Origin of the sequence: Isoptericola halotolerans (assembly GCF_003003075.1) — a bacterium.
GTDB lineage: Bacteria > Actinomycetota > Actinomycetes > Actinomycetales > Cellulomonadaceae > Isoptericola > Isoptericola halotolerans_A.
Window position 1 is genome coordinate 44,941 of sequence record NZ_PVTX01000011.1, and the last position, 22,790, is coordinate 67,730.

Annotated in this window: 25 protein-coding genes; 14 read left to right on the top strand and 11 right to left on the bottom strand. The window is 73.4% G+C overall.

The annotated features are described in order from the left end of the window. The first annotated feature begins 17 nt into the window (after nucleotides 1–17). Nucleotides 18–764, top strand: a complete 747-nt coding sequence (locus BCL65_RS15155) for an SUMF1/EgtB/PvdO family nonheme iron enzyme (RefSeq protein ID WP_106269427.1) — start codon at nucleotides 18–20, stop codon at nucleotides 762–764. 31 nt (nucleotides 765–795) lie between these two features. Here the strand turns inward: BCL65_RS15155 and BCL65_RS15160 are convergent, their stop codons facing one another. From BCL65_RS15160 to BCL65_RS15180, 5 genes are all read right to left on the bottom strand, one after another. Continuing rightward, a complete protein-coding gene (locus tag BCL65_RS15160; RefSeq protein WP_106269353.1) occupies nucleotides 796–1,104 on the bottom strand; it encodes a winged helix-turn-helix domain-containing protein in 309 nt (102 codons plus the stop codon). After that, nucleotides 1,101–1,559, bottom strand: coding sequence for a hypothetical protein (locus BCL65_RS15165; RefSeq protein ID WP_106269354.1), 459 nt, complete (start codon nucleotides 1,557–1,559; stop codon nucleotides 1,101–1,103). Before BCL65_RS15165 ends, BCL65_RS15160 begins: the two co-directional genes overlap by 4 nt. Further along, nucleotides 1,556–2,014: a hypothetical protein gene (locus BCL65_RS15170; RefSeq protein WP_106269355.1), complete on the bottom strand. Its 459-nt coding sequence runs from the start codon at nucleotides 2,012–2,014 to the stop codon at nucleotides 1,556–1,558. The genes BCL65_RS15165 and BCL65_RS15170 overlap by 4 nt, the downstream gene beginning before the upstream one ends. 57 nt (nucleotides 2,015–2,071) lie before the next feature. Continuing rightward, the gene (locus BCL65_RS15175) at nucleotides 2,072–2,494 is read right to left on the bottom strand and encodes a GNAT family N-acetyltransferase (RefSeq protein WP_106269357.1); all 423 of its coding nucleotides are present in this window, start codon (nucleotides 2,492–2,494) and stop codon (nucleotides 2,072–2,074) included. 70 nt (nucleotides 2,495–2,564) lie between these two features. Next, nucleotides 2,565–3,278, bottom strand: a complete 714-nt coding sequence (locus BCL65_RS15180; protein ID WP_106269358.1) for an SAM-dependent methyltransferase — start codon at nucleotides 3,276–3,278, stop codon at nucleotides 2,565–2,567. A gap of 51 nt (nucleotides 3,279–3,329) precedes the next feature. On the opposite strand from BCL65_RS15180, the gene BCL65_RS15185 reads away from it, so the two are divergent. Beyond that, complete coding sequence (locus BCL65_RS15185) at nucleotides 3,330–4,052, top strand: alpha/beta fold hydrolase (protein WP_106269360.1); 723 nt, start codon at nucleotides 3,330–3,332, stop codon at nucleotides 4,050–4,052. 110 nt (nucleotides 4,053–4,162) lie between these two features. On the opposite strand, the gene BCL65_RS15190 is transcribed toward BCL65_RS15185, so the two are convergent. Together BCL65_RS15190 and BCL65_RS15195 are read right to left on the bottom strand one after the other, a co-directional pair. After that, entirely contained in the window at nucleotides 4,163–6,652 is a 2,490-nt protein-coding gene (locus BCL65_RS15190) for a DNA gyrase/topoisomerase IV subunit A (RefSeq protein ID WP_106269361.1), read from the bottom strand. A 188-nt stretch (nucleotides 6,653–6,840) separates the two neighbouring features. After that, nucleotides 6,841–7,353 carry a hypothetical protein gene (locus BCL65_RS15195; protein ID WP_106269363.1) on the bottom strand — a complete coding sequence of 171 codons (513 nt, stop codon included), beginning with the start codon at nucleotides 7,351–7,353 and terminating at the stop codon, nucleotides 6,841–6,843. A 159-nt stretch (nucleotides 7,354–7,512) separates the two neighbouring features. Between BCL65_RS15195 and BCL65_RS15200 the strand changes: the two genes are divergently transcribed. The 4 genes from BCL65_RS15200 (at nucleotide 7,513) to BCL65_RS15215 (ending at nucleotide 12,792) form a co-directional block, all read left to right on the top strand. Next, nucleotides 7,513–10,233, top strand: coding sequence for a GNAT family N-acetyltransferase (locus BCL65_RS15200; RefSeq protein ID WP_106269364.1), 2,721 nt, complete (start codon nucleotides 7,513–7,515; stop codon nucleotides 10,231–10,233). Nucleotides 10,234–10,310: 77 nt separating this feature from the next. Beyond that, nucleotides 10,311–10,910, top strand: a complete 600-nt coding sequence (locus BCL65_RS15205; RefSeq protein ID WP_106269366.1) for a DUF5998 family protein — start codon at nucleotides 10,311–10,313, stop codon at nucleotides 10,908–10,910. Then, nucleotides 10,907–12,115, top strand: a complete 1,209-nt coding sequence (locus BCL65_RS15210) for an alkaline phosphatase family protein (protein WP_106269367.1) — start codon at nucleotides 10,907–10,909, stop codon at nucleotides 12,113–12,115. Before BCL65_RS15205 ends, BCL65_RS15210 begins: the two co-directional genes overlap by 4 nt. Nucleotides 12,116–12,147: 32 nt before the next feature. Beyond that, the gene (locus BCL65_RS15215) at nucleotides 12,148–12,792 is read left to right on the top strand and encodes a thymidine kinase (protein WP_106269369.1); all 645 of its coding nucleotides are present in this window, start codon (nucleotides 12,148–12,150) and stop codon (nucleotides 12,790–12,792) included. Between the two features lie 9 nt (nucleotides 12,793–12,801). Here BCL65_RS15215 and sepH read toward each other — a convergent pair whose 3' ends face one another. Then, nucleotides 12,802–14,037 (bottom strand): septation protein SepH, encoded by a 1,236-nt coding sequence (sepH, locus tag BCL65_RS15220; protein WP_106269371.1) that lies wholly within the window; start codon nucleotides 14,035–14,037, stop codon nucleotides 12,802–12,804. Nucleotides 14,038–14,167: 130 nt separating this feature from the next. Here sepH and BCL65_RS15225 point away from each other — a divergent pair, with 130 nt between their 5' ends. The 3 genes from BCL65_RS15225 to BCL65_RS15235 all read left to right on the top strand — a co-directional run bounded on the left by BCL65_RS15225 (nucleotide 14,168) and on the right by BCL65_RS15235 (nucleotide 16,252). Continuing rightward, complete coding sequence (locus tag BCL65_RS15225; protein ID WP_106269372.1) at nucleotides 14,168–14,842, top strand: trimeric intracellular cation channel family protein; 675 nt, start codon at nucleotides 14,168–14,170, stop codon at nucleotides 14,840–14,842. After that, nucleotides 14,797–15,714: an inositol monophosphatase family protein gene (locus BCL65_RS15230; protein ID WP_106269373.1), complete on the top strand. Its 918-nt coding sequence runs from the start codon at nucleotides 14,797–14,799 to the stop codon at nucleotides 15,712–15,714. The genes BCL65_RS15225 and BCL65_RS15230 overlap by 46 nt, the downstream gene beginning before the upstream one ends. A 238-nt stretch (nucleotides 15,715–15,952) precedes the next feature. Then, nucleotides 15,953–16,252 carry a DUF4193 domain-containing protein gene (locus BCL65_RS15235; protein WP_106269374.1) on the top strand — a complete coding sequence of 100 codons (300 nt, stop codon included), beginning with the start codon at nucleotides 15,953–15,955 and terminating at the stop codon, nucleotides 16,250–16,252. Between the two features lie 79 nt (nucleotides 16,253–16,331). Here the strand turns inward: BCL65_RS15235 and BCL65_RS15240 are convergent, their stop codons facing one another. Further along, nucleotides 16,332–16,829: a DUF3093 domain-containing protein gene (locus BCL65_RS15240; RefSeq protein WP_106269375.1), complete on the bottom strand. Its 498-nt coding sequence runs from the start codon at nucleotides 16,827–16,829 to the stop codon at nucleotides 16,332–16,334. Between the two features lie 43 nt (nucleotides 16,830–16,872). On the opposite strand from BCL65_RS15240, the gene dut reads away from it, so the two are divergent. The 4 genes from dut to BCL65_RS15260 all read left to right on the top strand — a co-directional run bounded on the left by dut (nucleotide 16,873) and on the right by BCL65_RS15260 (nucleotide 19,355). After that, entirely contained in the window at nucleotides 16,873–17,358 is a 486-nt protein-coding gene (dut, locus tag BCL65_RS15245; RefSeq protein ID WP_106269376.1) for a dUTP diphosphatase, read from the top strand. A 92-nt stretch (nucleotides 17,359–17,450) separates the two neighbouring features. After that, a complete protein-coding gene (locus BCL65_RS15250; RefSeq protein WP_106269377.1) occupies nucleotides 17,451–18,203 on the top strand; it encodes a DUF3710 domain-containing protein in 753 nt (250 codons plus the stop codon). A gap of 10 nt (nucleotides 18,204–18,213) precedes the next feature. Next, on the top strand, nucleotides 18,214–18,582 hold the full coding sequence (locus BCL65_RS15255; RefSeq protein WP_106269378.1) for an OB-fold nucleic acid binding domain-containing protein: 369 nt from the start codon (nucleotides 18,214–18,216) through the stop codon (nucleotides 18,580–18,582). Next, on the top strand, nucleotides 18,579–19,355 hold the full coding sequence (locus tag BCL65_RS15260; protein WP_243401102.1) for a DUF3159 domain-containing protein: 777 nt from the start codon (nucleotides 18,579–18,581) through the stop codon (nucleotides 19,353–19,355). The genes BCL65_RS15255 and BCL65_RS15260 overlap by 4 nt, the downstream gene beginning before the upstream one ends. A 10-nt stretch (nucleotides 19,356–19,365) precedes the next feature. Here BCL65_RS15260 and BCL65_RS15265 read toward each other — a convergent pair whose 3' ends face one another. After that, on the bottom strand, nucleotides 19,366–20,040 hold the full coding sequence (locus BCL65_RS15265) for a potassium channel family protein (protein ID WP_106269379.1): 675 nt from the start codon (nucleotides 20,038–20,040) through the stop codon (nucleotides 19,366–19,368). Beyond that, nucleotides 20,040–20,699 carry a potassium channel family protein gene (locus tag BCL65_RS15270; RefSeq protein ID WP_106269429.1) on the bottom strand — a complete coding sequence of 220 codons (660 nt, stop codon included), beginning with the start codon at nucleotides 20,697–20,699 and terminating at the stop codon, nucleotides 20,040–20,042. The genes BCL65_RS15265 and BCL65_RS15270 overlap by 1 nt, the downstream gene beginning before the upstream one ends. A 93-nt stretch (nucleotides 20,700–20,792) precedes the next feature. On the opposite strand from BCL65_RS15270, the gene BCL65_RS15275 reads away from it, so the two are divergent. Then, the gene (locus tag BCL65_RS15275; protein WP_106269380.1) at nucleotides 20,793–22,790 is read left to right on the top strand and encodes an APC family permease; all 1,998 of its coding nucleotides are present in this window, start codon (nucleotides 20,793–20,795) and stop codon (nucleotides 22,788–22,790) included.

The window sequence follows — 22,790 nt, forward strand, 5'->3', positions numbered from 1 at the left end:
CGGCCCTTCGATCACACCTGGTGGACGTGCCCGCCGGCACGATCACGCTGCGCGACGCACGGACCGGCACGACCCGCGACGTCGAGCTCGCCGGGTTCGAGCTCGCGCGCAGCCCGGTCACGTGGGCGCAGTACGCGCAGGTGCGCGGGACCACGGCGCCGGAGGGGGCTCGTGGTGACATGCCGGTGCACTCCATCTCGTGGCGCGACGCGGTCGCCTGGTGCAACGACGCCTCGCCCGAGGAAGGGCTGACGGAGCCGTACGCGATCGAAGGGTCCTCGGTCGTCTGGGACGTGGCTGCCGACGGGTTCCGCCTGCCGACCGAGGCCGAGTGGGAGTGGGCCTGCCGAGCCGGCACCGACGGCCCGACCTACGGCCCGCTGGCGGACGTCGCATGGACCGCTGCGGATCACGTCGACGGGGCGCAGCCGGTGGGGCTCAAGCAGCCGAACGCCTTCGGACTGTTCGACATGCTCGGCAACGTCTGGGAGTGGTGCTGGGACTACGCCGACACCGCCCGGTACGCCGACTACCGGAGCCTGCGGGGCGGCGGATGGGCAGACCGGCACTGGAGCGTCCGTGCCTCGGTCCGTCGCGGCAGCATGCCCGGAGCACGACTGGACGACGTGGGTTTCCGGGTGGCCCGCGGCCTCGCCGGGAGTCCGGGCGACCGGGCGGGCCAGGGCTGGTCCCACCGGGCCGATCTCGACCGCGCGGTGATCCGCGGGCCTGTGCCGTTCGGCTGGACACCGTTGCGGCCCTGACCCGACGGGACGACGGCGGCGCGGCATCTCGTCAGGCCGGCCCACCTGCGCCGTCGGCGATCGCGCGCAGCGCGGCGACGTGCGCGGCGAAGGTTCGACGGCCGTCCTTGGTCAGCCGGAGCCAGGTGCGCGGCCTCTTGCCGACGTGCCCCTTGCGGACCGCCACGAGCCGGCCGCGCTCCAGGGTGGCCACGTGCTTGGACAGCACGGAGTCGGAGACCTCGACGGCGTCACGGACCACCGCGAACTCCGCCTCGTCCACGGTGTTGAGCGCGGCGACGATGCTGAACCGGACCGGCGAGTTCAAGGACTCCTCGAGCTGGTGCCGCGGGTGCTTCACCGCGCTCCTCGGACGATCATCGCGCCGGCCACGAGGCCCGGCGTCGCGACGACAGCGGCGAGCCCCAGCGTCACCCAGGGAGCGGGGGACGGCAGGCCGGCAAGGTAGACCGGGGTGGCCACGCCGAGGGCGAGCACACCCGTGGTGACCGTCCCGAACATCGCCGTCCTGAGGGCACGTCGAGGTCGCGTTCTCGACGCCCGGTCGCGCCAGACCACCGTCGTCACCAGCAAGGCGAGAAAGGCGCCCTGCGCCCCGATGTTCGCGGCTCCTCGCCACTGCCAGGTCGTGCCCCAGGTGCCGAGGACCACACCCGTCAGGGCTCCCACAGCCAGCGCGAGCGCCGCCACCGTCCAGCCGTGGACCCAGTGGTCGCGGGTCCTGCTCAACGGGCGTGGGGTGGCGCGTTCCAGCGAAGCGGCGGCCTCGTCCGGGGAGGGGCGCGGTGCGATCATCGGTCGCTCCTCGGTGTCGGTCGGAAGGCGATCAGCAGGGCCCCCGTGGCGTACGGCGCGAGAACGGCGCACACCAGGAGAACGTGCGCCAGGCTGCCCCCGCCGGCGGCGTCCACCAGATGGTCCCCGAGGACGACCACGGGCACGCCGAGGACCACCGTGTTGCGCGTGATCGTTCTCGTTCCGCGAGGGATCGTCGTCGACCGGCTGGTGGAGAGGTAGGCGGTCAGTGCGATCAGCACGAGGGTGAGGACCAAGGCGCCGGCGAGCGCGACGAGGAACCACGATCGGCCGCCAGTGAGAGGCCCGACGAGTGCGATGGCGGCCATGCCGAGACCCGCCGCCCACAGGACCGCGCTGTGCCGGAGACGGTCGTCTCGGCCGTCGAGCGTGACGCGTCCAGCTGCGGCAAGCAGCTGACCGGCGTCGTCGGACTCGGGTGTGGATCGGGACACCCTGTCAGCATAGAAACTACTTTCCAGACCAGCAAGTGGTCATGGGCGCCAGCCCGCTCAGGCTGACGGAGACCGCCGCTGGAGCCACGTGTCCGGCTCGTCGAGCTCGGTGAACCCCGCGCTGAGGTAGACGGCACGGGCCTCCGGGGAAGCCTTGAGCAGGACGCGCTTGAGGCCGAGCGTGTCGAGATCCGCCAGGGCGCCGTCGACGATCCGCGTGCCCAGCCCGCGACCGCGGTGGGCGGGGTCGACGATCACGTCCGCCAGCCAGGCGAAGGTCACGCCGTCGGTCACCGCGCGGGCGTAGGCGATCTGCTCGCCCGCCGCCGTGTAGATCCCGTAGTTGCGCGACGCCGCGATCGCGGCGTCCTGCGCCTCCCGGGTGCGGCCGGTCGCCCAGTAGGCGTGCTCGCTCAGCAGCTCGTGCACACGAGCGTGGTCGAGGCGGGCCGGGTCGGCGGAGAACTCGTCGTCGGACACGGAGCGATCCAAGCATCCGCGTGCCAGGAGGTCGCGTCACTCTCACGATGTGGCACGAGGCAGGCTCCCGTCAGTGCTCGCGTCGGAAGAGTGCCGCGTTGAGGAATCCGGCGCCGAAGGCGTCGGCGCGGTCCTCCCGCACGGCTCGCGACTCCAGCAGATGCAGGTCGTCACCGAAGATCGACGCGAGATCCTCCAGGGTGAACGAGGTGCCGCCCGCCGTGTCGCCGGTGGTGAGGATCTCCGTGTCGCCGATGCTCGGCTGGCGCTCCTGGGCGAAGGTGACGATGCCGTAGCGGCCGCCCTCGGCGAGGAGCGGCAGCACCCGCTGCAGGTAGGTCAGCCGACGGTGCGGCGCGAGGTGGTGGAAGCACCCGGAGTCGTAGACGAGATCGAAGGGCCCGGCGGGCAGCTCTTCGCGGAGCACGTCGACGGACGCCAGCGTGACGCCGTCCGGCATGCCGGGCCGCGAGGCGTCCAGGAGGCCGGTCGCGATGTCGATGCCGACGACGTGCGCGCCCTGCGAGGCGAGCCACGCGGCGTTGCGTCCGTTGCCGCAGCCGACGTCGAGGACGCGGGCGCCGCGGAGCTCCCCGAGCAGGCCCCGTCCGTGCCAGTCGACGAGCGTCTCGTCCGGCAGGGTCGTGGCCAGCGGATGACCGGGTGTGGTCAGCATCCGTTGCCAGAACGGCTCCGCCGAGCGGGAGGTGCGGTCGCCGCGCTCGTGAGCGGCGACGACGCCGTCGAGCAGGTCGAGGAGCTGATCCAGCGTGCCGACGCGCATGCGCTCACGATAGCGGTGCCTGTGTCAGAGGCCACACCTACGCTCAGGGGCATGGACATCATCCTGGTACCCGGATTCTGGCTGAACGCGTCCGCCTGGGACGCCGTCACCCCGCCGATCGTGGCCGCGGGGCACACCGTCCACCCGGTCACGCTGCCCGGTATGGGCTCGGTCGACGAGGACCGGTCCGGCATCACCCTGGAGGACCACGTCGACGCCGTCGTCGCGGCGGTCGACGCGTTGCCCGCCGACGCCGCGGTGGTGCTGGTGGGCCACTCCGGTGGCGCAGCAGTTGTCCACGCGGTCGCTGACCGCCGCCCCGGACGCATCGCCCGCAACGTCTACGTGGACGCCGTGCCGATGGGGCACGGGAGCGTCATCAACGACGAGCTGCCCGTGGTGGACGGCGAGATCCCGCTGCCCGACTGGTCGGTGTTCGACGAACCGGACCTGGTGGGACTCGACGACGACCTGCGGGAGCGGTTCCGGGCCGTCGCGATCCCGACGCCGGCCCGGGTGGCGTCCGATCCCGTCGTCCTGAGCGACGAGCGGCGCTACGAGGTGCCGACGACCGTCATCGCCAGCGAGGCGTTCGAAGGCTTCGACAGCCCCAGCTCGATGTACCGGCACTTCATGGGTGCAGGGTCGCCCTACACCGCCGAGCTGGCGGCGATGCACGACTACGAGATCGTCGACCTGCCCACCGGCCACTGGCCGATGTTCACGCGCCCGGTCGAGCTGGGGGAGGCCATCGCCGCGGCCGTCTCGCGCTGACCACCGTCACCGCGGCACGCTCCTTGAGGACCTTCGTGACGTCGTCCGGGACGTCGCGAACCTGGAGGGTGGACATGGACCGGTGCAGGCCGACCATCGCTGATCGAAGGTCAGCCGATCGCGGCAACCGGACCTGACAACGGCGTGCCGGACCCGTCACGGCGCACGGTCTCCTCGGGCAGCTCGGCGGGCTGACCGCCCGAGCCGACGGCCCGCGCCGGTCCCTCGCCGACCCAGGCCATGACGAGGGAGTCCTCGCCCTTGAGGAACCGGTGCGCACGGACACCGCCCGTCGCACGGCCCTTGCCGGGGTAGAGCTCGTACGGGGTGACCTTGGCCGAGGCGGCTCCGGTGCCCGGCAGGGCGTCGGCGGCCCCGGCGACGGTCACGACGGTGTGCAGGTCGCGGGTGGCGGCCCGGGCGACCCCGAAGAACACGACGCGCTGGCCGGCGGCGAGCCGGATGCCGGCCATGCCGGCGGCGGAACGTCCCTGCGGCCGGACGGCCGAGGCGTCGAAGTGCAGCAGGCTCGCGTCGGAGGCGACGAACACGAGCTCGTCGTCGTCCGCCGCGGGCGCGGCGCCGACCACGGCGTCGCCGTCCTTGAGGGAGATGACGTCCCAGACGTCGCCGTTGCGCGGCGCATCGCCGCCGGCGACCCGCTTGACGACGCCCTGACGGGTGCCCAGGGCGAGCGTCGGGGCGTCGTCGGTCAGCGACACGACGGCCAGCGCCTCCTCGCCCGGGTCCAGCGTGACCATCTCGCGCACGGGGACCCCACCGGACAACGACGGAGGACCGTCGGTGGCAGGCAGTGCGGGCAGCTCCAGCACCGAGATCTTGTGCAGCCGGCCAGCGCTGGTCACCAGCCCGATCTCGGCGCGGGTCGACGCCTCGACGTCACCGAGCAGCGCGTCGTGCGCGTGGCGCCGTCCGGCACGCTCGACCGGGGCCTCCGCGCCCTCGCCCGAGGTCCGGGCTAGTAGACCGGTCGCAGACAGCAGCACGCGCGTGGGGGAGTCCTTGATCTCCAGGTCGATCGCGGGCGCCTTGCGCCCACGCGCGGCCGGCGTGGCGGCGGCCGACGCCGCCGTTCCGCCGGCGGAGTCGAGCAGCACGGTCCGGCGGGGGGTGCCGTAGGTGGAGGCGACGTCGCCCATCTCGTCCGAGACGACGCGACGCAGCTTGGCCTCGTCGCCGAGGATCTCCTCGAGCGCGGCGATCTCCTTCTCGAGCTCGGACTTCTCGGACTCCAGCTCGATCCGCGAGAACTTGGTCAGGCGGCGCAGCTGCAGGTCGAGGATGTACGAGGCCTGCGCCTCGGACAGGTCGAACACGGACTGCAGGCGTTCGCGGGCGGTGGCGGCGTCGTCGGAGGTCCGGATGACCTGGATGACCTCGTCGATGTCGAGGATCGCGACCAGCAGTCCCTCGACGAGGTGCAGGCGGTCCTTGCGCTTGCCCAGGCGGAACGTGGAGCGGCGGCGCACCACGTCGATGCGGTGCTCGACCCACACGCGCAGCAGGTCGAGCAGGCCGAGGGTGCGGGGCTGACCGTCGACGAGCGAGACGTTGTTGATCCCGAACGAGTCCTCCAGCGGCGTCGTCCGGTAGAGCTGCTCGAGCACGGCCTCGGGATCGAACCCGGTCTTGACCTCGATGACGAGCCGCATGCCGTGGGAGCGGTCCGTGAGGTCCTGGACGTTGGTGACGCCCTGGATCTTCTTGTTCTTGACGCCGTCAGCGATCTTCTCGATGACCTTCTCCGGGCCTACCGTGTACGGCAGCTCGGTGACGACGATGCCCTTGCGGCGCGGCGTGACGTTCTCGATGCGCGCCGTCGAGCGAGTGCGGAACGAGCCGCGCCCGGTGCGGTAGGCGTCCCGGACACCCTCGAGCCCGACGATCTTGCCGCCCGTGGGCAGGTCCGGCCCGGGGATGTACCGCATGACGTCCTCGAGCGTGGCCTCGGGGTTCGCCAGGAGGTGCTGGCCGGCCGCGACGACCTCGACGAGGTTGTGCGGCGGCATGTTGGTGGCCATGCCCACCGCGATCCCGGACGCCCCGTTGACCAGGAGGTTCGGCACGGCCGAGGGGAGCACCTCGGGCTGGGTGAGCTTGTTGTCGTAGTTCGGGATGAAGTCGACGACGTCCTCGTCCAGCCCGGCGGTCATCGCCATCGACGGCGCGGCGAGCCGGGCCTCGGTGTACCGAGGGGCGGCGGGGCCGTCGTCGAGCGACCCGAAGTTGCCGTGGCCGTCGACGAGCGGCAGCCGCAGCGAGAAGCTCTGCGCCAGGCGCACGAGCGCGTCGTAGATCGCGGCGTCGCCGTGCGGGTGGAGCTTGCCCATGACCTCGCCGACCACGCGCGAGGACTTGACGTAGGAGCGGTCGGGGCGCAGCCCCATGTCCGACATCATGTAGAGGATGCGGCGTTGCACCGGCTTGAGGCCGTCGCGAGCGTCCGGGAGCGCACGCGAGTAGATCACGGAGTACGCGTACTCGAGGAACGACGTCTCCATCTCTGCGGCGACGTCGATGTCGACGATCTTCTCGTCGAACGGTTCGTCGGCGACGGGTGCGGCCTTCTTGCGCGCCATGCGGTGCGGCTCCCTGGTGACTGCTCGTGCTGCTCGGCTCCTGGTACGCCCGACGGCGGCACACCGGCCCCGTACGGACGTTCGAGGGAAGCGTAGCGCCAGTGCGCGGGAGGGCGGTGCAGGCGGGCCGGAGGCGTCCTTCCGAGCCTGGCGGCGTCGTCGGTGGTAGGTCCCACGGCGATCGGCCGTTACACGGCCATGCGCACCGAACGGTCCGCCTCGACGGCGTCGCGCACGACGTCCGCCAGGGCGCTCCGCCGCTCCGCCACTTCGACCACGGTGACCCCGCCGGCCAGCACGGCCTGGTCCAGCCGCCGGGCCGCGTCCGCGACGAGAGCGTCCACCAGGTGCTCGGACGCCACCCCGTGCCGCGCGGCCACGCCGGCGAGCGTCGCTCCCTCGCGCGCCAGCGCGACGTCGAGCTGCGCCCGAGAGACGCCGATGACGCGAGCAGCCGCCGCCAGGTCGATGATCTCGCCGGGGACCTCGCCGTCCGCGAGCCCCCCGGAACCACCCACGGCCGGCGCGTCGAACGCGTCGAGCCGCACCAGGTCGGCCAGCGTGACCTCCCGATCCTCGTCGGCCACGACGGCTCGCCCGTACTCGGGCAGCGTCACCGCGGCTGCCGCCGCCCCGGCCCCGAACGACACCAGCCCGAACGCTCCCGCCACGGCCACCGCCCGCACGATCCACCTGCGCATGGTGCTTCTCCCTCCCGGCCCGGCCCGGTGCCGCGCCGCTGAGCCCACCGTGCTGCACCCGCCTGGACCGTGGCTGCCGTCCACCTGTGAGTTTCCCGGCACAGCCGTGACGTGCGGGTTTGTCCGGTGCCCCGCTCACCCACCGGATAGCCTGCTCGGATGGACGATCAGCGCCCAGCGCCCTACCCGGTCGAGTGGGAGGCCGACGTCGTGCTCCGCGACGGGACCACGATGCACGTGCGACCCATCCGCACCGATGACGCCGACGCGATCCAGCGCTTCCAGGAGGGGCAGTCGGAGCGGTCCGCGTACTTCCGCTTCTTCGCGCCGATCAAGCGGCTGACGGACCGCGAGCTGGCCCGCCTCGTCACCCTCGACCACCAGGACCGGGTCGCCCTGGTGGCGGTCCGGCCCGGCACGGACGAGGACGGCGCCGAGCGCGAGGACGTCCTCGGTGTCGCCCGGTTCGACGTCATCACCGACGGCGAGGCGGAGGTCGCGTTCAACATCGCCGACTCCGTGCAGGGCAAGGGCCTGGCCTCGGTGCTGCTGGAGCACGTCGCCGCCGCCGCACGCGAGCGCGGCGTGCGGCGCTTCACCGCGGAGGTCCTGCCGCAGAACGCCTCCATGCTGGGCGTCTTCCGCGACGCCGGCTACGAGATCAGCCAGCACCTCGACGACGGCATCGTCACGGTGGGCATCGACCTGGACCCCACCGAACGCTCGCGCGCCGTCATGGCCGACCGGGAGCACCGCGCCGAGGCGCGCTCCATGGCCGGGCTGCTCTCCGCTCGGCGCTTGCTGCTCGTCGGGCCGGGCCGCGGGGAGCAGGGGCACGACGACGGCACCCCGGAGGCGCTGCTCGCCCGCCGGATCCTGGACGCGCACCAGAACGACCCCGGCGACTCCGAGCTCGTCGTCCTCGACCCGCCCGGCGACGTACCCGAGGGCGTCGCGCACGCGACCGGGTGGGACGCCGTCGGGCAGGTGGACCTCGCGCTGCTGGCCGTCGGCCCCGACGAGGCCGTCGAGACGGTGCGGCGGCTCGCAGCGACCGGCGCGCGCGGCGTCGTCGTCCTGTCCGGCGGCTACGCCGAGGTGGGCACCGACGGCATGGAACGCCGCCGTGAGCTGCTGCGCGTCGCCCACGCCGCCGGCATGCGCGTCGTCGGCCCCGTCTCCTACGGGGTGCTCACCACCACGCCGGGTGCCGCCCTGCGCGCCAGCCTCGCGCTGCACCCGCCCCGCCCCGGCGTCGTCGGGCTGTTCTGCCAGTCCGCGGCGGCCGCCGTCACCCTGACCGCCACCCTCGAGCGGCGCGGCCTCGGCGTGTCCTCCCTGGTGTCGGCCGGGCACCGCGCCGACGTCTCCGGCAACGACCTCATGCAGTACTGGCAGGACGACGACGCCACCGAGGTCGTGTGCCTGTACCTGGAGTCCATCGGCAACCCGCGCAAGTTCTCGCGGATCGCCAGGCGGCTGTCCGCCGTCAAGCCGGTCGTGGTCGCGACGGCGGGCCGGTCCGGCCAGGTGGTCCCGCCCGGGCACGCCGTGCGCGCGACGCACGCACCGCGCCGCCTGCTCGACGAGCTGCTGCGCCAGTCCGGCGTCATCCAGGCCGCCAACACCCACCAGCTCATGGACATCGCCCAGGTGCTGGCCCACCAGCCGCTGCCCGCCGGGAGCCGCGTGGGGATCCTCGCGTCGTCGGCGGCGCTCGCGGCCCTCGTCGCGGAGGCCGCGGCGTCGGCGGGGCTCACCGTCGCCGCCTCCAGCGACTTCCTGCGGCCGCACGCCCGCGAGGAGCAGATCGCCCAGACGGTCGACGCGCTCTACGCGCCGGGCGCGTGCGACGCCGTCGTCGTCGTGGACGTGCCCGTGGTCCAGCCCCGCACCGGCGCGATCGCCCGGGCCGTGGCCGAGGCGGCCGCGCGCACGGGTCGCACCACGGTGGCCTCCATGCTGGGGCTGCACGGCATGCCGGACGAGCTCGCCGCGGAGGCACCCGACGGCCGCACCGTGCGCATCCCGGCCTTCTCCACCCCGGAGGACGCCGTCGTCGCGCTCGGCAAGGTCGTCGAGCACACGGCCGCGCGCGTCGAGGAGCGCGGGCACTACGTGGCGCCCGACGGCGTGGACGCCCGCCGGGCACGTCGGCTCGTCGAGCGCTGGGCCGCGGAGTCCGACGCCCGTGACCTGGACGCGACCGAGGCGGCCGAGCTGCTGGGCTGCTACGGGATCCGCCTGTGGCGCTCGGTGCCCGTCCGCACGGCCGACGAGGCGGTCGCCGCGGCGGACGAGCTCGGCTGGCCGGTCGCGCTCAAGAGCGCCGCACCGGCGCTGCGGCACCGCAACGACCTCGGGGGAGTGCGTCTCGACATCGGCGACGCGGACGACCTGCGCGCGGACGTCGCCCGCCTGCAGGCCGTCGCGCAGGCGGTCCTGGGCGACGAGGCCCCGGAGCTCGAGGTGCAGTCCATGGCCCCGCCCGGCGTCGCCTGCGTGGTCCGCTCGGCCGAGGACCCGCTGTTCGGGCCGATGGTGTCCTTCGGCCTGGCGGGCGACGCCGTCGACCTGCTCGACGACGTCGCGCACGGGATCCCGCCGCTGACGGACGTGGACGTCTCGGCACTGGTCAGCACGGTGCGCGCCGCGCCCCGGCTCTACGGCTACGGGGGAGCGCCGCCGGCCGACGTCGACGCGCTCGAGGACGTGCTCGCCCGCGTCTCCGTCATGGCGGACGACCTGCCCGAGCTCGCCGCCCTGGAGCTGTACCCGGTGGTGGTGGCCGAGCAGGGCGCGTCCGTGCTCCACGCGACCGTGCGGCTGCGGCCCGCCGGCCGCCGGGCCGACGCCCTGCGGCGCGCCCTGCCGGGCTGAGCGGGACGCGGCGGGCCCGAGGCGGCGCTGTCCACAGGCCGGTGCCGCCGGGTGCTCGGAAGTGGGAAGATGGGCGGGTGCCTTCCGCGACCACTCGCAAGAACCTTCGTGACGACCTGACCGCCCACGTGTTCCGGGCCGGGTACTACCCGGACCTGGTCAACGACGTCATCGACGTCGCGATCGCCGACGAGCCGGTCCTCGCGCACCTCGTCCAGGCCGAGACGACCTTCGACAGCCAGGTGCGCCGCCACCTGACCGTGCTCGTGCTGACGCCGACGCGCCTGGTCGCCGCGCACGTGGACGACCACGAGGGTGACGCCGCCAACCCGTCGTCCGCCGCCGCCACTACCGAGGCGGTACCGCTCGGCGAGGTGCGGTCGGTCGCGCTGACCCACGTGGTCGCCGAGCCCGCGGACCACCGCCCCGGCGACAGCGCCGCAGAGCTGACGCTCGCCGTCGGCTGGGGTGCCGTCTCCCGCCTCGACCTCGAACCGGCGCAGTGCCCGGACCCCAGCTGCGACGCCGACCACGGGTACACCGGGCAGATCACGCCCGACGACATCGTCGTGCGCGTCTCCGACGCCGCCGAGGGCCGGGACGCCGTCCGGCGTGCCGCGGCGTTCGCCCGCGAGCTCTCGGCCGCCACCGGGGTGGGCGGACGCGCCGCCCGATGACGCCGGTCACGCTGCCCGACGAGCTCGTCGCGCCGTCGTACGGCAGCGACTCCCTGGCCGCCGTGCTGCCCGCCGCGGCAGGCGCGCTCGGCGTCGACCTGACCACCAGCACCGGCCTGCGGTCGACCGACTGCGCCGCCGCGTTCGGCCTGCCCGGAGCGCGCCGCGTCGTCGTCGTGGTCGTCGACGGCCTCGGCATGCACAACCTCGCCGAGCGGGGCGGCCATGCGCCGTTCCTGCGCCGGCTCCTGCCCGACGCGCGTTCGCTGCTGACGAGCTTTCCCTCGACGACGGCGGCCGCCCTCGCGACGCTCGGCACCGGGACGTCGCCCGGCCGCACCGGCCTGGTCGGCTACACCCAGCGCAACCCGGCCACCGGGGGACTGGCGACGATGGTGTCGTGGACGGAGCAGTCCGACCCCTACCGGCCCGGCACCAAGACCTCCGCGCCCCTGGGCACCGACCCGGCCGACCTCCAGCGTGAGCCCACCGTCTTCGAGGCGCTGGGCGCCGGCGTGAGCGTCGTGGCGCCCGGCCCGGCCAAGTTCCAGGCGTCCGGGATGACGCGGGCCGCGCTGCGCGGACCGCGCTACGTCGTCGCCGAAAAGTTCTCCGACCGCGTCGACGCCACTCTCCGCGCGCTGCGCGACGACGGTCTGGTGTACCTGTACCAGGCCGAGGTCGACTCCGTCGGCCACAAGCACGGCCCCGACTCGTGGCAGTGGGGGGACGCGCTGGAATCCACCGACGCCGAGCTCCGCCGCCTCGTGGCGAGCGTCCCCGCGGGCACGCTCGTGCTGGTCACGGCCGACCACGGACAGGTCGCGACCGACATGGCGCGCCAGCACGACGTCGCGGCGGAGCCCGCCCTCGACCGGGACGTCGCACTCCTCGGCGGCGAGCCGCGGGCGACCCACGTCTACGTCACGCCCGGCGCCGAGCCGGCCGCCGTGGCCGAGCGATGGGCCGGCGTGCTGGGCGACGACGCTCTCGTGGTGCTGCGGGACACGGCGATCGACGCGGGCTGGTTCGGCCCGGTCGCCGACCACGTGCTGCCCGCCCTCGGGGACGTCGTCGTCGCCACCCGCGGGAACGCCACGATCGTCGACTCCCGGCTGCACCCCGAGGGCGCGCGCCGGATGCCCGGCGTCCACGGCTCGCTGACGCCCGCCGAGATGACCGTCCCGCTGCTCGTCTCCTACTGACCCACGCCCACGCCCACGGACAGGATCTGGACATGGCCGAGCTCGTCTTCTTCTCCGGGACCATGGACAGCGGCAAGTCGACGCTGGCCCTGCAGACGGACCACAACCACCGCGCCCGTGGTCGTCGCGGGTTCATCTTCACGCGCAACGACCGCGCCGGGGTCGCCCGTCTGTCCTCCCGCCTGGGGCTCGAGGTGGACGCCCGTGAGGTCACCGAGGACACCGACTTCTGGCAGGTGATCGCCACGGAGCGCCAGCACGGCCACGTGGTCGACTACCTGGTGTGCGACGAGGCGCAGTTCTACTCCCCGGAGCAGGTCGAGCAGCTCGCCCGCCTGGTCGACGAGGTCGAGATGGACGTCTTCGCGTTCGGCATCACCGCCGACTTCCGTACGCGGCTGTTCCCCGGGTCCGCGCGCCTGGTCGAGCTCGCCGACCGGGTGGAGGTGCTGCAGGTGCAGTCGCTGTGCTGGTGCGGGGCCCGTGCCACGCACAACGCGCGCACCGTGGACGGCGTCATGGTCGTCGAGGGCGACCAGGTCGTGGTGGGTGACGTCGACGCCGGCGGCGAGGTCGCCTACGAGGTGCTGTGCCGCCGTCACCACATGCGGCGGATGACGGCCGGCACCGCGCGCCGGCTCGCTCCGTCCGAGGGCGCGCTCCTCGACGTCCGCTGACGCGTCGCGTCAGGACGACGGGCGCGCGCCGCCGAACACGATCTCGTCCCAGCTCGGCACCTGCGCGCGGCCCTTGCGCACGGGCCGACGCCCGGGCTTGGCCTTGGCCGGTGCCGCCACCTCGCCGACCACGGCCGAGGGTGCCGCCGGCTGAGGGGCTGCCGGCTGCGGCACGGGGGCGTGTTCCGACCCCGGTCCAGACGGCCCGGGCGGACCAGGCGGCACGGGCGGCGTCTCGTCCGTGCCCGACGGCGGGCGCTCGGAGGGGCTCGCGGCCACCGGTTCCGGCTCGGGCGAGGCGGCGGGGCCGGTCGGCCGGGTCGACGGTGCGTCCGCCTCCTCGGCGTCGTGCGCATCCGGTGCGCGGGTCCCGGCCTCGCGCCCCTCGCCGGTGGCCGGCTCGGGGTCGTCGGTCTGGGACGCGCGCTGAGCGTCCCGGCGGGCGCCGAGGTCGACGATGCTCGCGCCGTCGTCCGGACGGTCCGTCGCGCCCAGGTCCAGGGGGAGCTCCTGGTCCTGCGGGCCGGGCTCGGGGCGTCGCGGCCTTTGCGGCGGGCGCTGGCCCCGGCGACCGGCGAGGTCGTCGAGCAGCAGCGCGGTGGCGTCCGCAGCGGCGTCCGACGGGGGAGCGGGACGCCGTCGGTCGACGACGCCCGGCACGCTCAGCACCTCCGGGGAGACCGGGTCGTCCGGCTGACCGAGCCAGCGCGCCTCGTCGTCGAGGGCGACGACCACGCGACCCTTCGGGTCGAAGGACCAGCGGGCGGCGCGCTCGCGCTCGCCCGCCGTGAAGCGCACCTCCACCCGCCACGGGGCGTTGCCCTCGCGCCGGGCGGTCCACACCGCGTCCTCCACCGGCACGCCTCGTGCTGCGAGCCGGGCGTCCGCGAGGTCACCGAGGTCGATCTTGCCCTCGGGGTCGACGTGGTGGTTGCGCACCTGGGTGATCACGTGGTCCCGCTCCGTGATGACGGGCCACTCGTAGCGCCGGACGTGCTCCAGCGGCAGCCCGGAGGCGGCCGCGAGCTCCTCCGCGGTCGCGCCGGCGCGCAGTCGTGCCTGCACCTCCCGCGGGCGCAGCGTCGCCGCGGACTCCGCCTGGAGCGCCTCCGTGCGCGGCCGGTCGCGCCGCACGGCGGCCCGCAGCGCCTCGGTGATCGTCAAGGTGTGCTCGACGCCGTCCGGGCCGCGCAGGACCAGGCGCTCGGCGTCCTCGTGCAGCGTCACGAGCTCGAGCTCGGCCATGGTTCCTCCTCACGCCCGCCCGGCTTGGCGGGCCTGCTCGTTCGAGAGTGCCACCCGGGAGTGCCCGTCCCGCGCAGGCGCGTCGGTGTGCCGCCGAATCTCGGTTGCCCGTGGCCGTGACGCTGGGAGGATGACGGGCGTGGAGAACCTGGTGGCCGGAGTCAACGTCCTGGAGGTCGTGGCGGTGTTCGTCTCGGCCGTCTCCGGCGGCCTCGCGGCGGTCCGCAAACGGTTCGACCTGTTCGGCGTCCTGGTGCTGGCGTGGGTCTGCGGGCTCGGCGGCGGGATCCTGCGCGACGTGCTGATCGGCGACACCCCACCGGTCGGCATCTCGAGCTGGAAGCTGGTCGTCGCCGCTCTGGCCGCGGGCCTCGCCACGTTCGTGCTGCACCCCGGCCTCACGCGGCTGCGGCGCTCGGTGATCGTCCTCGACGCGGCGGCCCTGTCGCTCTTCGTCGTGCAGGGCACCTCGAAGGCGCTCGACCTGGACGCCGGGCTGCTCGCGTCGCTCGTGGTGGGGGTGCTCACCGGTGTCGGCGGTGGCGTGCTGCGCGACATGCTCGTCGGGGAGGTGCCCCTGATCTTCGCCGATCGCCAGCTCTACGCGGTGCCCGCGATCCTGGGTGCCGCGACCGTCGTCGTCCTGTGGGAGACCGGTTGGTGGACGTGGTGGTCCGCGCTGTGCGTCGTGGTGCTCGTCCTCGGCTTCCGGCTGCTCTCCCTGGCGCTCGGCTGGGTGGTGCCGCACGTCGGTGGTGGATGGACCGGCCGCTGGGGCAGGGAGTCGGGCAAGATGGACGCGTGACCTCACTTCCTGGCCTTCCGTCCGCCGCCGAGATCGCCGAGCTGCGCTCCCTCGCCCGATCGCTCTCGCTCGAGGCCGGGGCGATGGTGCGCGGTGGCCGCCCCGCCCTCGTCGAGGTCGCCGCGACCAAGTCGAGCGACGTCGACCCGGTCACGGACATGGACCGCGCCTCCGAGGACCTGCTCCGGCGCCGCCTCGCCGTCCGCCGCCCGGACGACGGCATCCTCGGGGAGGAGGGCGACGACGTCGCCGGCACCAGCGGGCTCACCTGGGTGATCGACCCGATCGACGGCACGGTCAACTACCTGTACGGCGTGGCCTCGTACGCGGTGTCGGTGGCCGTGGTGGCCGGTGAGCCGGACCCCGAGCGGTGGACCGTCCTGGCCGGTGCCGTGCACTCGGTGGTGGACGGGGTGACGTGGACGGCCGGGCACGGCCAGGGCGCCGACCGGGACGGGCGGGAGCTCCACGTGCGCGAGGCCGACTCCCTGGCGACGTCGTTGGTCGGCACCGGGTTCGGGTACGCCGCCGAGCGGAGGGCGGTCCAGGCCCGGGTCCTGACGCACGTCCTGCCGCGGGTGCGCGACATCCGCAGGCTGGGCTCGGCGGCCATCGACCTGTGCCTCCTGGCCGAGGGGGCGATCGACCTGTACTACGAACGAGGACTCAACCCGTGGGACGTCGCCGCCGGCGGACTGGTCGCCACGGAGGCGGGCGCCGCGCTGACCGGGCTGCGCGGCGCCCCGGCGACGCAGCTGATGACCGTCGCCGGCGCGCCACCGCGGCACGCCGAGCTGGTGGCGCTGCTCGAGTCCGCCGGCGCCGACCAGGCCGAGGGCGGAGCGCGGAGCGAGTCCGCGAAGGCACGGTAGGCACCCACCGTTCGTTGCCTCGGCCGACAGGGAGCGAGGCGGCGAGATCGGGTGGTGTTCCTCTGCCGGAACGCCTACTGTTTGCGCTGGTCAGGCCCGATGTGACCGGCGCGACAGCCCGACATGTCGCGTGGCCGCTGAGGATGGTGCAGAATCCGGGGGCCGAGCGGGAACAAAACCCGTCCGCCACGCATTATCAGCGCGTACCGCCACCGAACCACGGAGTGTGACAACACAGATGGCAACCGACTACGACGCACCCCGCAAGAACGAAGAGGACAACGAGCAGGACTCCATCCAGGAGCTCCAGGCCCGTCGTTCCGACAAGTCGTCGGGTGTCGTCGACGAGGACGAGACGGAGGCTGCGGAAGGGTTCGAACTTCCGGGCGCCGATCTGTCCGGTGAAGAGCTCGCGGTGCGCGTCCTGCCCCGTCAGGCCGACGAGTTCACGTGCTCGAGCTGCTTCCTCGTGCACCACCGCAGCCAGCTGGCCTACGAGAAGAAGGGCCGGATGATCTGCACGGAGTGCGCCGCCTGACGGTCACCAGACCGCGGGCGGGGTCCCCGACACCCAGGCCGTCATGTCCTCGACATGACGGCCTTCGTCGTCCTCGGGCTCAGTCGGTGCCCCTCGCCTCGGTCAGCGCGGCCGCGAGGTCGTCCGGACGGCGGCTGGAGACGAGCCAGTAGGGCGTCGGGTCCCGGGGGTCGTCGAGCTCGACGCGCAGTCCGGTGCGCGCCCAGCTCCGCAGGCACACGTAGGCGCGGGCGTCGAGCTCGGGCCCCAGCTGCACCCGCATCTCCTCGGCGCTGAAGACGGGGGTGACGGTACCGAGGAGGGCCACGGGCACGTGCGCGCTGCCGGCCCTGAGCTCGCCGCCGGAGACCTCGACCACCGGGGCGGTGGCGACGAGCGTCGCGACGACCCCTGCCGCGACGACGACGCCGGCGCCCGGCGCCACGAGCGGGGCGAGCGGCAGGACCACGACGGCCACGATGACGCCGAGCCCGAGGGCCGCGACCCACGCTCCCGGACCGGGCAGCAGCCGCTCGTGGAACGCGGGTTCCTGGGCCGGTCCCGAGGTGTCGGAGGCTCGGGCGGTCGTGTCGTCCATGGCCCCATCATCGCAGGCCCCAGGTGTCGGCTAGGCTGCCCGGGTGCCTGAGAACGCGAGCCCCACGGTGACCGACCCGAGCACGCTCGACGTGCTCGTCACCCTCCTGGACGACGCCGTCTCCGTACCGGCGTACGCCCACCCGGGGGACGCGGGCGCGGACCTGGTCACGATCAAGGACGTCGAGCTCGGCCCGCTGCAGCGTGAGGTCGTGCCGACCGGGCTGGCGATCGCGCTGCCCGAGGGCTTCGCCGCCTTCGTCCATCCTCGGTCGGGACTGGCTGCCAAGCACGGCATCACGGTGGTCAACGCGCCCGGCACGGTGGACGCCGGCTACCGGGGCGAGATCAAGGTCGTGCTGGCCAACACCGATCCGCACAGGACGTTCCGCCTGAGCCGGGGCGACAGGATCGCCCAGCTCGTGATCCAGCGGGTGGAGCACGCCCAGTTCCTGGTGGCCGACCACCTGCCCGGCTCGCACCGTGGCTCCGGCGGTTTCGGCTCGAGCGGCGGGGTGTCGACGGCCTGACCAGCGGGTTCCCGACCGGTGCCACCGGCGGTCTAACCTGGAGTACAGGACGGCGGTGCGCCGTCGGAATCGACGAGACAAGGAGATCCCTGGTGGGTCTGTTCCGGCGCAAGGCGTCGACGAAGGCGACGGAGTCCGCGGCCGCGGACGAGGCGACCCCTGCCCCGGACCGAGCGCCCGCGGTCGACGAACCCACGGGTCCGTCCGGGCGGGGCCCCTACGACTCGTCGCAGGTCACCGCCATGGGGCCGCGCGTCGATCTCGGAGCCGTGTGGCTGCCCGTCCTGCCCGGTCTGCAGCTGCGCATGGAGGTCGACAAGAAGTCCCAGAAGGTCACCGGAGTAGCGGCCACCCTGCAGGGCTCGGTGCTCCAGGTCCAGGCGTTCGCCGCACCCAAGACGGGTGGCATCTGGGACGAGGTGCGCGAGGAGATCGGCGCTTCCCTCACGAAGCAGGGCGGCACGGTCGACGACGTCCCCGGCACGTTCGGCCGTGAGCTCATGGCGCGCATCCCCGCCAAGACGCCCGAGGGCAAGCAGGCCGTCCGACCCGCGCGGTTCATCGGCCACGACGGTCCGCGGTGGTTCCTGCGGGGCGTCCTCTCCGGCCGCGCCGCCGTCGACCCGGAGGCCGCCAAGCCGCTGGAGTCCGTGTTCGCGAACATCGTCGTCGTCCGCGACGCCAGCCCGCGCCCGCCCCGCGACCTGCTGACGCTGACCCTGCCCCAGCAGGCTCGCAAGGACGCCGCCGGCGCCGAGGGCGCGGACGCCCCGGCGGACGCGACCCCTGAGACCCCCTCCTTCGACCCGCTGACGCGCGGGCCGGAGATCACCGAGATCCGCTGAGGGCCCCGACATGTCCCTGCGCAGCAAGGTCCGGTCCGCCTTCGCCTCGGCCGACGACGTCGCGGCCGACGAGGAGCGCACCGCCGCCGCGCTCGTCACGGGGTGCCGGCCGCTCGACGACCTGACGCCTCGCGAGCGCTCCTCCGCGGCCGGCGTCCTGCGCTCGGTGGTGCTGCGTCCGCGGGAGAAGGTGCCCACGGTGGAGGCCGAGCTGTACGACGGCTCGGGCACCCTGCACCTCGTGTGGCTGGGGCGGCGCGAGATCGCCGGCATCCAGCCCGGGCGGCGGCTGCGGGTCGACGGCATGGTGACGGTCCGCGAGGGCCGCCGGACGATGTACAACCCCCGGTACGAGCTGCGTGCGCGGGCCGGCGAATGAGCTCGACGGACGAGGAGCACGTGGACGACCACAGCCCGCAGCAGACGCCACCGGCCCGCGGGATGCGCTCTCTGACGGCTGACACCTTCTCGTTCGGCGAGGCGGTCGGCGGGGTGCGCGGCGTCGTCGAGGCGGTGCTCCCGGGTCTCGTTTTCGTGGTGGTCTTCGTCATCACCGAGGACCTGACCCCGTCGCTGGTGGCGTCGGCCGCGGCCGCGCTGGTGGCCGTCGTCGCGAGGCTCGTGCAGCGCACGCCGGTGACCCAGGCGCTCGGCGGCATCCTCGGGATCGCCGTCGGCGTGTTCTGGGCCTGGCGTTCCGGCGAGGCCCAGGACTTCTACGTCTGGGGACTGTGGACCAACGCCGCCTACCTGCTGGCCTTCATCGTGTCGATCGTGGTGCGGTGGCCGTTGGTGGGTCTGTTCGTCGAGGCGATCCGGGCGGGCTTCTCCGACCCGGCGCGCCGGGTCGAGTCCTCCGCGGAGGACTCGGCGTCGGCGGACGACCAGCCCGAGCGGAGCCCGTTCGCCGCGCTGGCGGACTGGCGCTCGGACCCGGACCTGGTGCGTCGCTACACGATCGCGAGCTGGTTCTGGGTGGGGCTCTTCGCGATCCGCCTGGCGGTCAAGGTGCCGCTGTACCTGACCGGCGACGTCGGCTGGCTCGGCACGATGCACCTGGTCCTGGGCGTTCCTCTGTGGGGGCTCGTGCTCTGGTTGACCTGGGTCGTCGTGCGGGGTGCCCACGCGAAGGCCGGCCAGACCGTCGACTGAGCCGGGCTGGTCAGCCGAGCTCGGGGCCGTCGACGACGAGCTGCTGCAGCACGGCCGGCTCAGCCTCCTGCCCCGTGACGAACATGAGCTCGTCCCCGGGCTCGAGCGCGTCGTCGGCCGTGGGGCTGAACGGCTGGGTGCCGCGGACGATGCAGGCCAGGACCGTGTCGGCCGGCCAGGTGACGTCGCTGACACGAAGGCCGACCAGGGGCGACTCCGGGGGCAGCGTGACCTCGAAGATGTCGGCACCTGACTGGTGGAACGTGAAGATCCGCACCAGGTCGCCCACCGACACGGCCTCCTCGACCATGGCGGTCATGATGCGCGGCGTGGACACCGCCACGTCGACGCCCCAGGACTCGTCGAACATCCACTCGTTGCGGGGGTTGTTGACGCGCGCGACGGTGCGGGGCACCGCGAACTCGGTCTTGCTCAGCAGCGAGAAGACGAGGTTGACCTTGTCGTCGCCCGTCGCCCCCACGACGACGTCGGCGGACGACACGTCGGCGCCGTCCAGGGACGACGTCTCGCACGCGTCGGCGAGCAGCCAGTCCGCGTCGGGGACCTGGGACACCCGCATGGCCGACGGGTTCTTGTCGATGAGCACGACCTCGTGGTCGTTGGCGAGGAGCTCGGAGGCGATGGACCGGCCCACGGAACCTGCTCCGGCGATGACGACCCGCATCAGTCCTGCTCCTCCTCGGGCCCCGGGGTGTGGGTGAGCAGCCGTTCGACGCGGGGCGCGTCGTCGGCGCGCATCAGCACGTGCAGCACGTCGTTCTCCTGCAGCAGCGTGTCGGCCGCCACGATCTGGCCCTCGGCGTACCGGGTGAGGAAGGCGACCCGCGCGCCGGTGGTCGCCTCGATGCGGCGCACGGACAGCCCGAGCCAGCCGGGGTGGTAGTCCACCTGCACCAGGCGGACGGTGCCGGACGGGTCGCGGTACTCGTCGGTGGCGCCGAGCGGGAGCATGCGGCGCATCACCTGGTCGGCGGTCCACCGCACCGTGGCCACCGTGGGGATCCCGAGCCGCTGGTAGATCTCGGCCCGGTGCGGGTCGTAGATCCGGGCGACGACGTGCTCGACGCCGTAGGTCTCGCGAGCGACCCGTGCGGCCAGCACGTTCGAGTTGTCGCCGTCGGAGACGGCGGCGAACCCGTAGGTGTCCTCGATCCCCGCCTGGGACAGGGTCTCGCGGTCGAACCCGACGCCCGTCACCTTGTGCCCGGAGAAGTCCGAGCCGAGGCGTCGGAAGGCCTCGGGGTTCTGGTCGATGACGGCCACCGAGTGGCCGCGCGACTCGATCGCCTGCGCGAGCGAGGAGCCCACGCGGCCGCATCCCATGATCACGAAGTGCACACCACGGAACGCTATACCTCCGAGCGCCTGTGCGCCGACCTGCGCCGGGACGCGCCGACAGGCATAGCATGAGTCACCGTGTCGGACATCGCAGATGCCGCCAAGCGGCTGCTCGTAGGGCGACCCCTGCGCAGCGAGAGCTCGAAGCGCTCCTTGCTGCCCAAACGGGTCGCCCTGCCGGTCTTCGCCTCGGACGCCCTGTCGTCCATGGCGTACGCCCCGGACGAGATCCTGCTGATGCTCGCGGTCGCCGGCATCGCGGCCACGGCGTTCGCGCCGTGGGTGGGTGCCGTCGTCGTGGTCGTGCTCCTCGTGGTGGTCGCCTCCTACCGCCAGATCGTGCGTGCGTATCCCTCCGGTGGCGGTGACTACGAGGTCGCGACCACCAACCTCGGGCCGACGGCGGGCATCGGCGTGGCCTCGGCGCTCATGCTGGACTACGTGCTCACGGTCGCGGTGTCGCTGTCCGCGGCGTCGCAGTACCTCGTGGTGCTCCTGCCGGCGGCCCGCGGCTACGAGCCGCTCGTGGCGGTGGTGCTCGTGGCGGCGCTGACCGTGGTGAACCTGCGCGGCGTGCGCGAGTCGGCCTGGGTGTTCGTCGTGGTGATCTACTGCTTCATGGCGGCGCTCGGCATCCTCGCGGTCGTCGGGGCCGTGGCGTTCTTCTCCGGCGAGATGCCGCAGGCGGCCAGCGCCGACCTCGAGCTGGTGCCCGCCGCCGGGTTCGAGCAGGGCCTGCTGGGCGTGGCCGGTGCCTTCCTGGTGGCGCGAGCGTTCGCCTCGGGTGCCGTCGCGCTCACCGGGGTCGAGTCGATCACCAGCGACGTCCCGGCCTTCCAGCGGCCCAAGCGGCGCAACGCCGCGACGACGCTCGCGCTGCTCGGCGCCATCTCCGCCGTCATGCTCATGACGATCCTGTTCCTCGCCCAGGCGACGGGCGTCAAGTTCGTGGAGGACCCGGCCACCCAGCTCACGCGCGACGGCGCTCCCGTCGGCGACGAGTACGAGCAGCACCCCGTCCTGGCACAGCTCGCCGAGACGGTGTTCGGCGGGTTCTCGGCCGTGGCGGCCGTCGTCATCGGCGTCACCGCGCTCGTGCTGCTGCTGGCCGCCAACACGGCCTTCCACGGGTTTCCCGTGCTCGGCTCGTTGCTGGCCAAGGACGGCTACCTGCCGCGCCAGCTCCACACCCGCGGCGACCGCATGGCCTTCTCGAACGGCATCGTCACGCTCGCCGTGGCGGCGGGCGTGCTGGTCGTGGCGTTCGACGCCGAGGTGACGGCCCTCATCCAGCTCTACATCGTCGGCGTCTTCGTGTCGTTCACCCTGGCCCAGCTGGGCATGCTGCGGCACTGGACGCGCGAGCTGCGCAAGGAGCCGAACCCGAAGGTCCGGGGCCGCATGAAGTGGTCGCGGGTGCTGAACGGTACCGGGTTCGTCCTGACGTCGGCCGTGCTCGTCATCGTCCTGGTCACGAAGTTCACGCACGGGGCGTGGATCACCGTCGTGGCCATGGGCGTGCTGTTCCTCATCATGCGGGGCATCCACCGGCACTACATGCGAGTCCGGTCGGAGCTCGCGCTCGACGACATCTCCGGTGCGCGTGCGCTGCCGAGCCGGGTCCACGCCGTCGTCCTCGTCTCCCGGGTGCACAAGCCGACCATGCGCGCCCTGGCGTACGCCCGCGCCTCGCGGCCGTCGATGCTCGAGGCCGTCACCGTGGGTGTCGACCAGGACGAGATCACCGACCTGCGCCGGCAGTGGGAGGCGCTCGACCTGCCGGTCCCGCTGCGGGTGCTCGACTCCCCGTACCGCGAGATCACCCGCCCGGTGCTGCACTACGTCCGCTCGTTGCGCAGCGAGTCCCCGCGCGACCTGGTGGTCGTCTACATCCCCGAGTACGTCGTCGGGCACTGGTGGGAGCACCTGCTGCACAACCAGTCCGCGCTGCGGCTCAAGGGGCGCCTGCTGTTCACCCCGGGCGTGGTCGTCGCCTCCGTGCCGTGGCAGCTGTCGTCCTCGGCGGGGTACACCGGGCTCGAGGGTGACGAAGTCGAGGGTCGTCGTCCGCTCTGA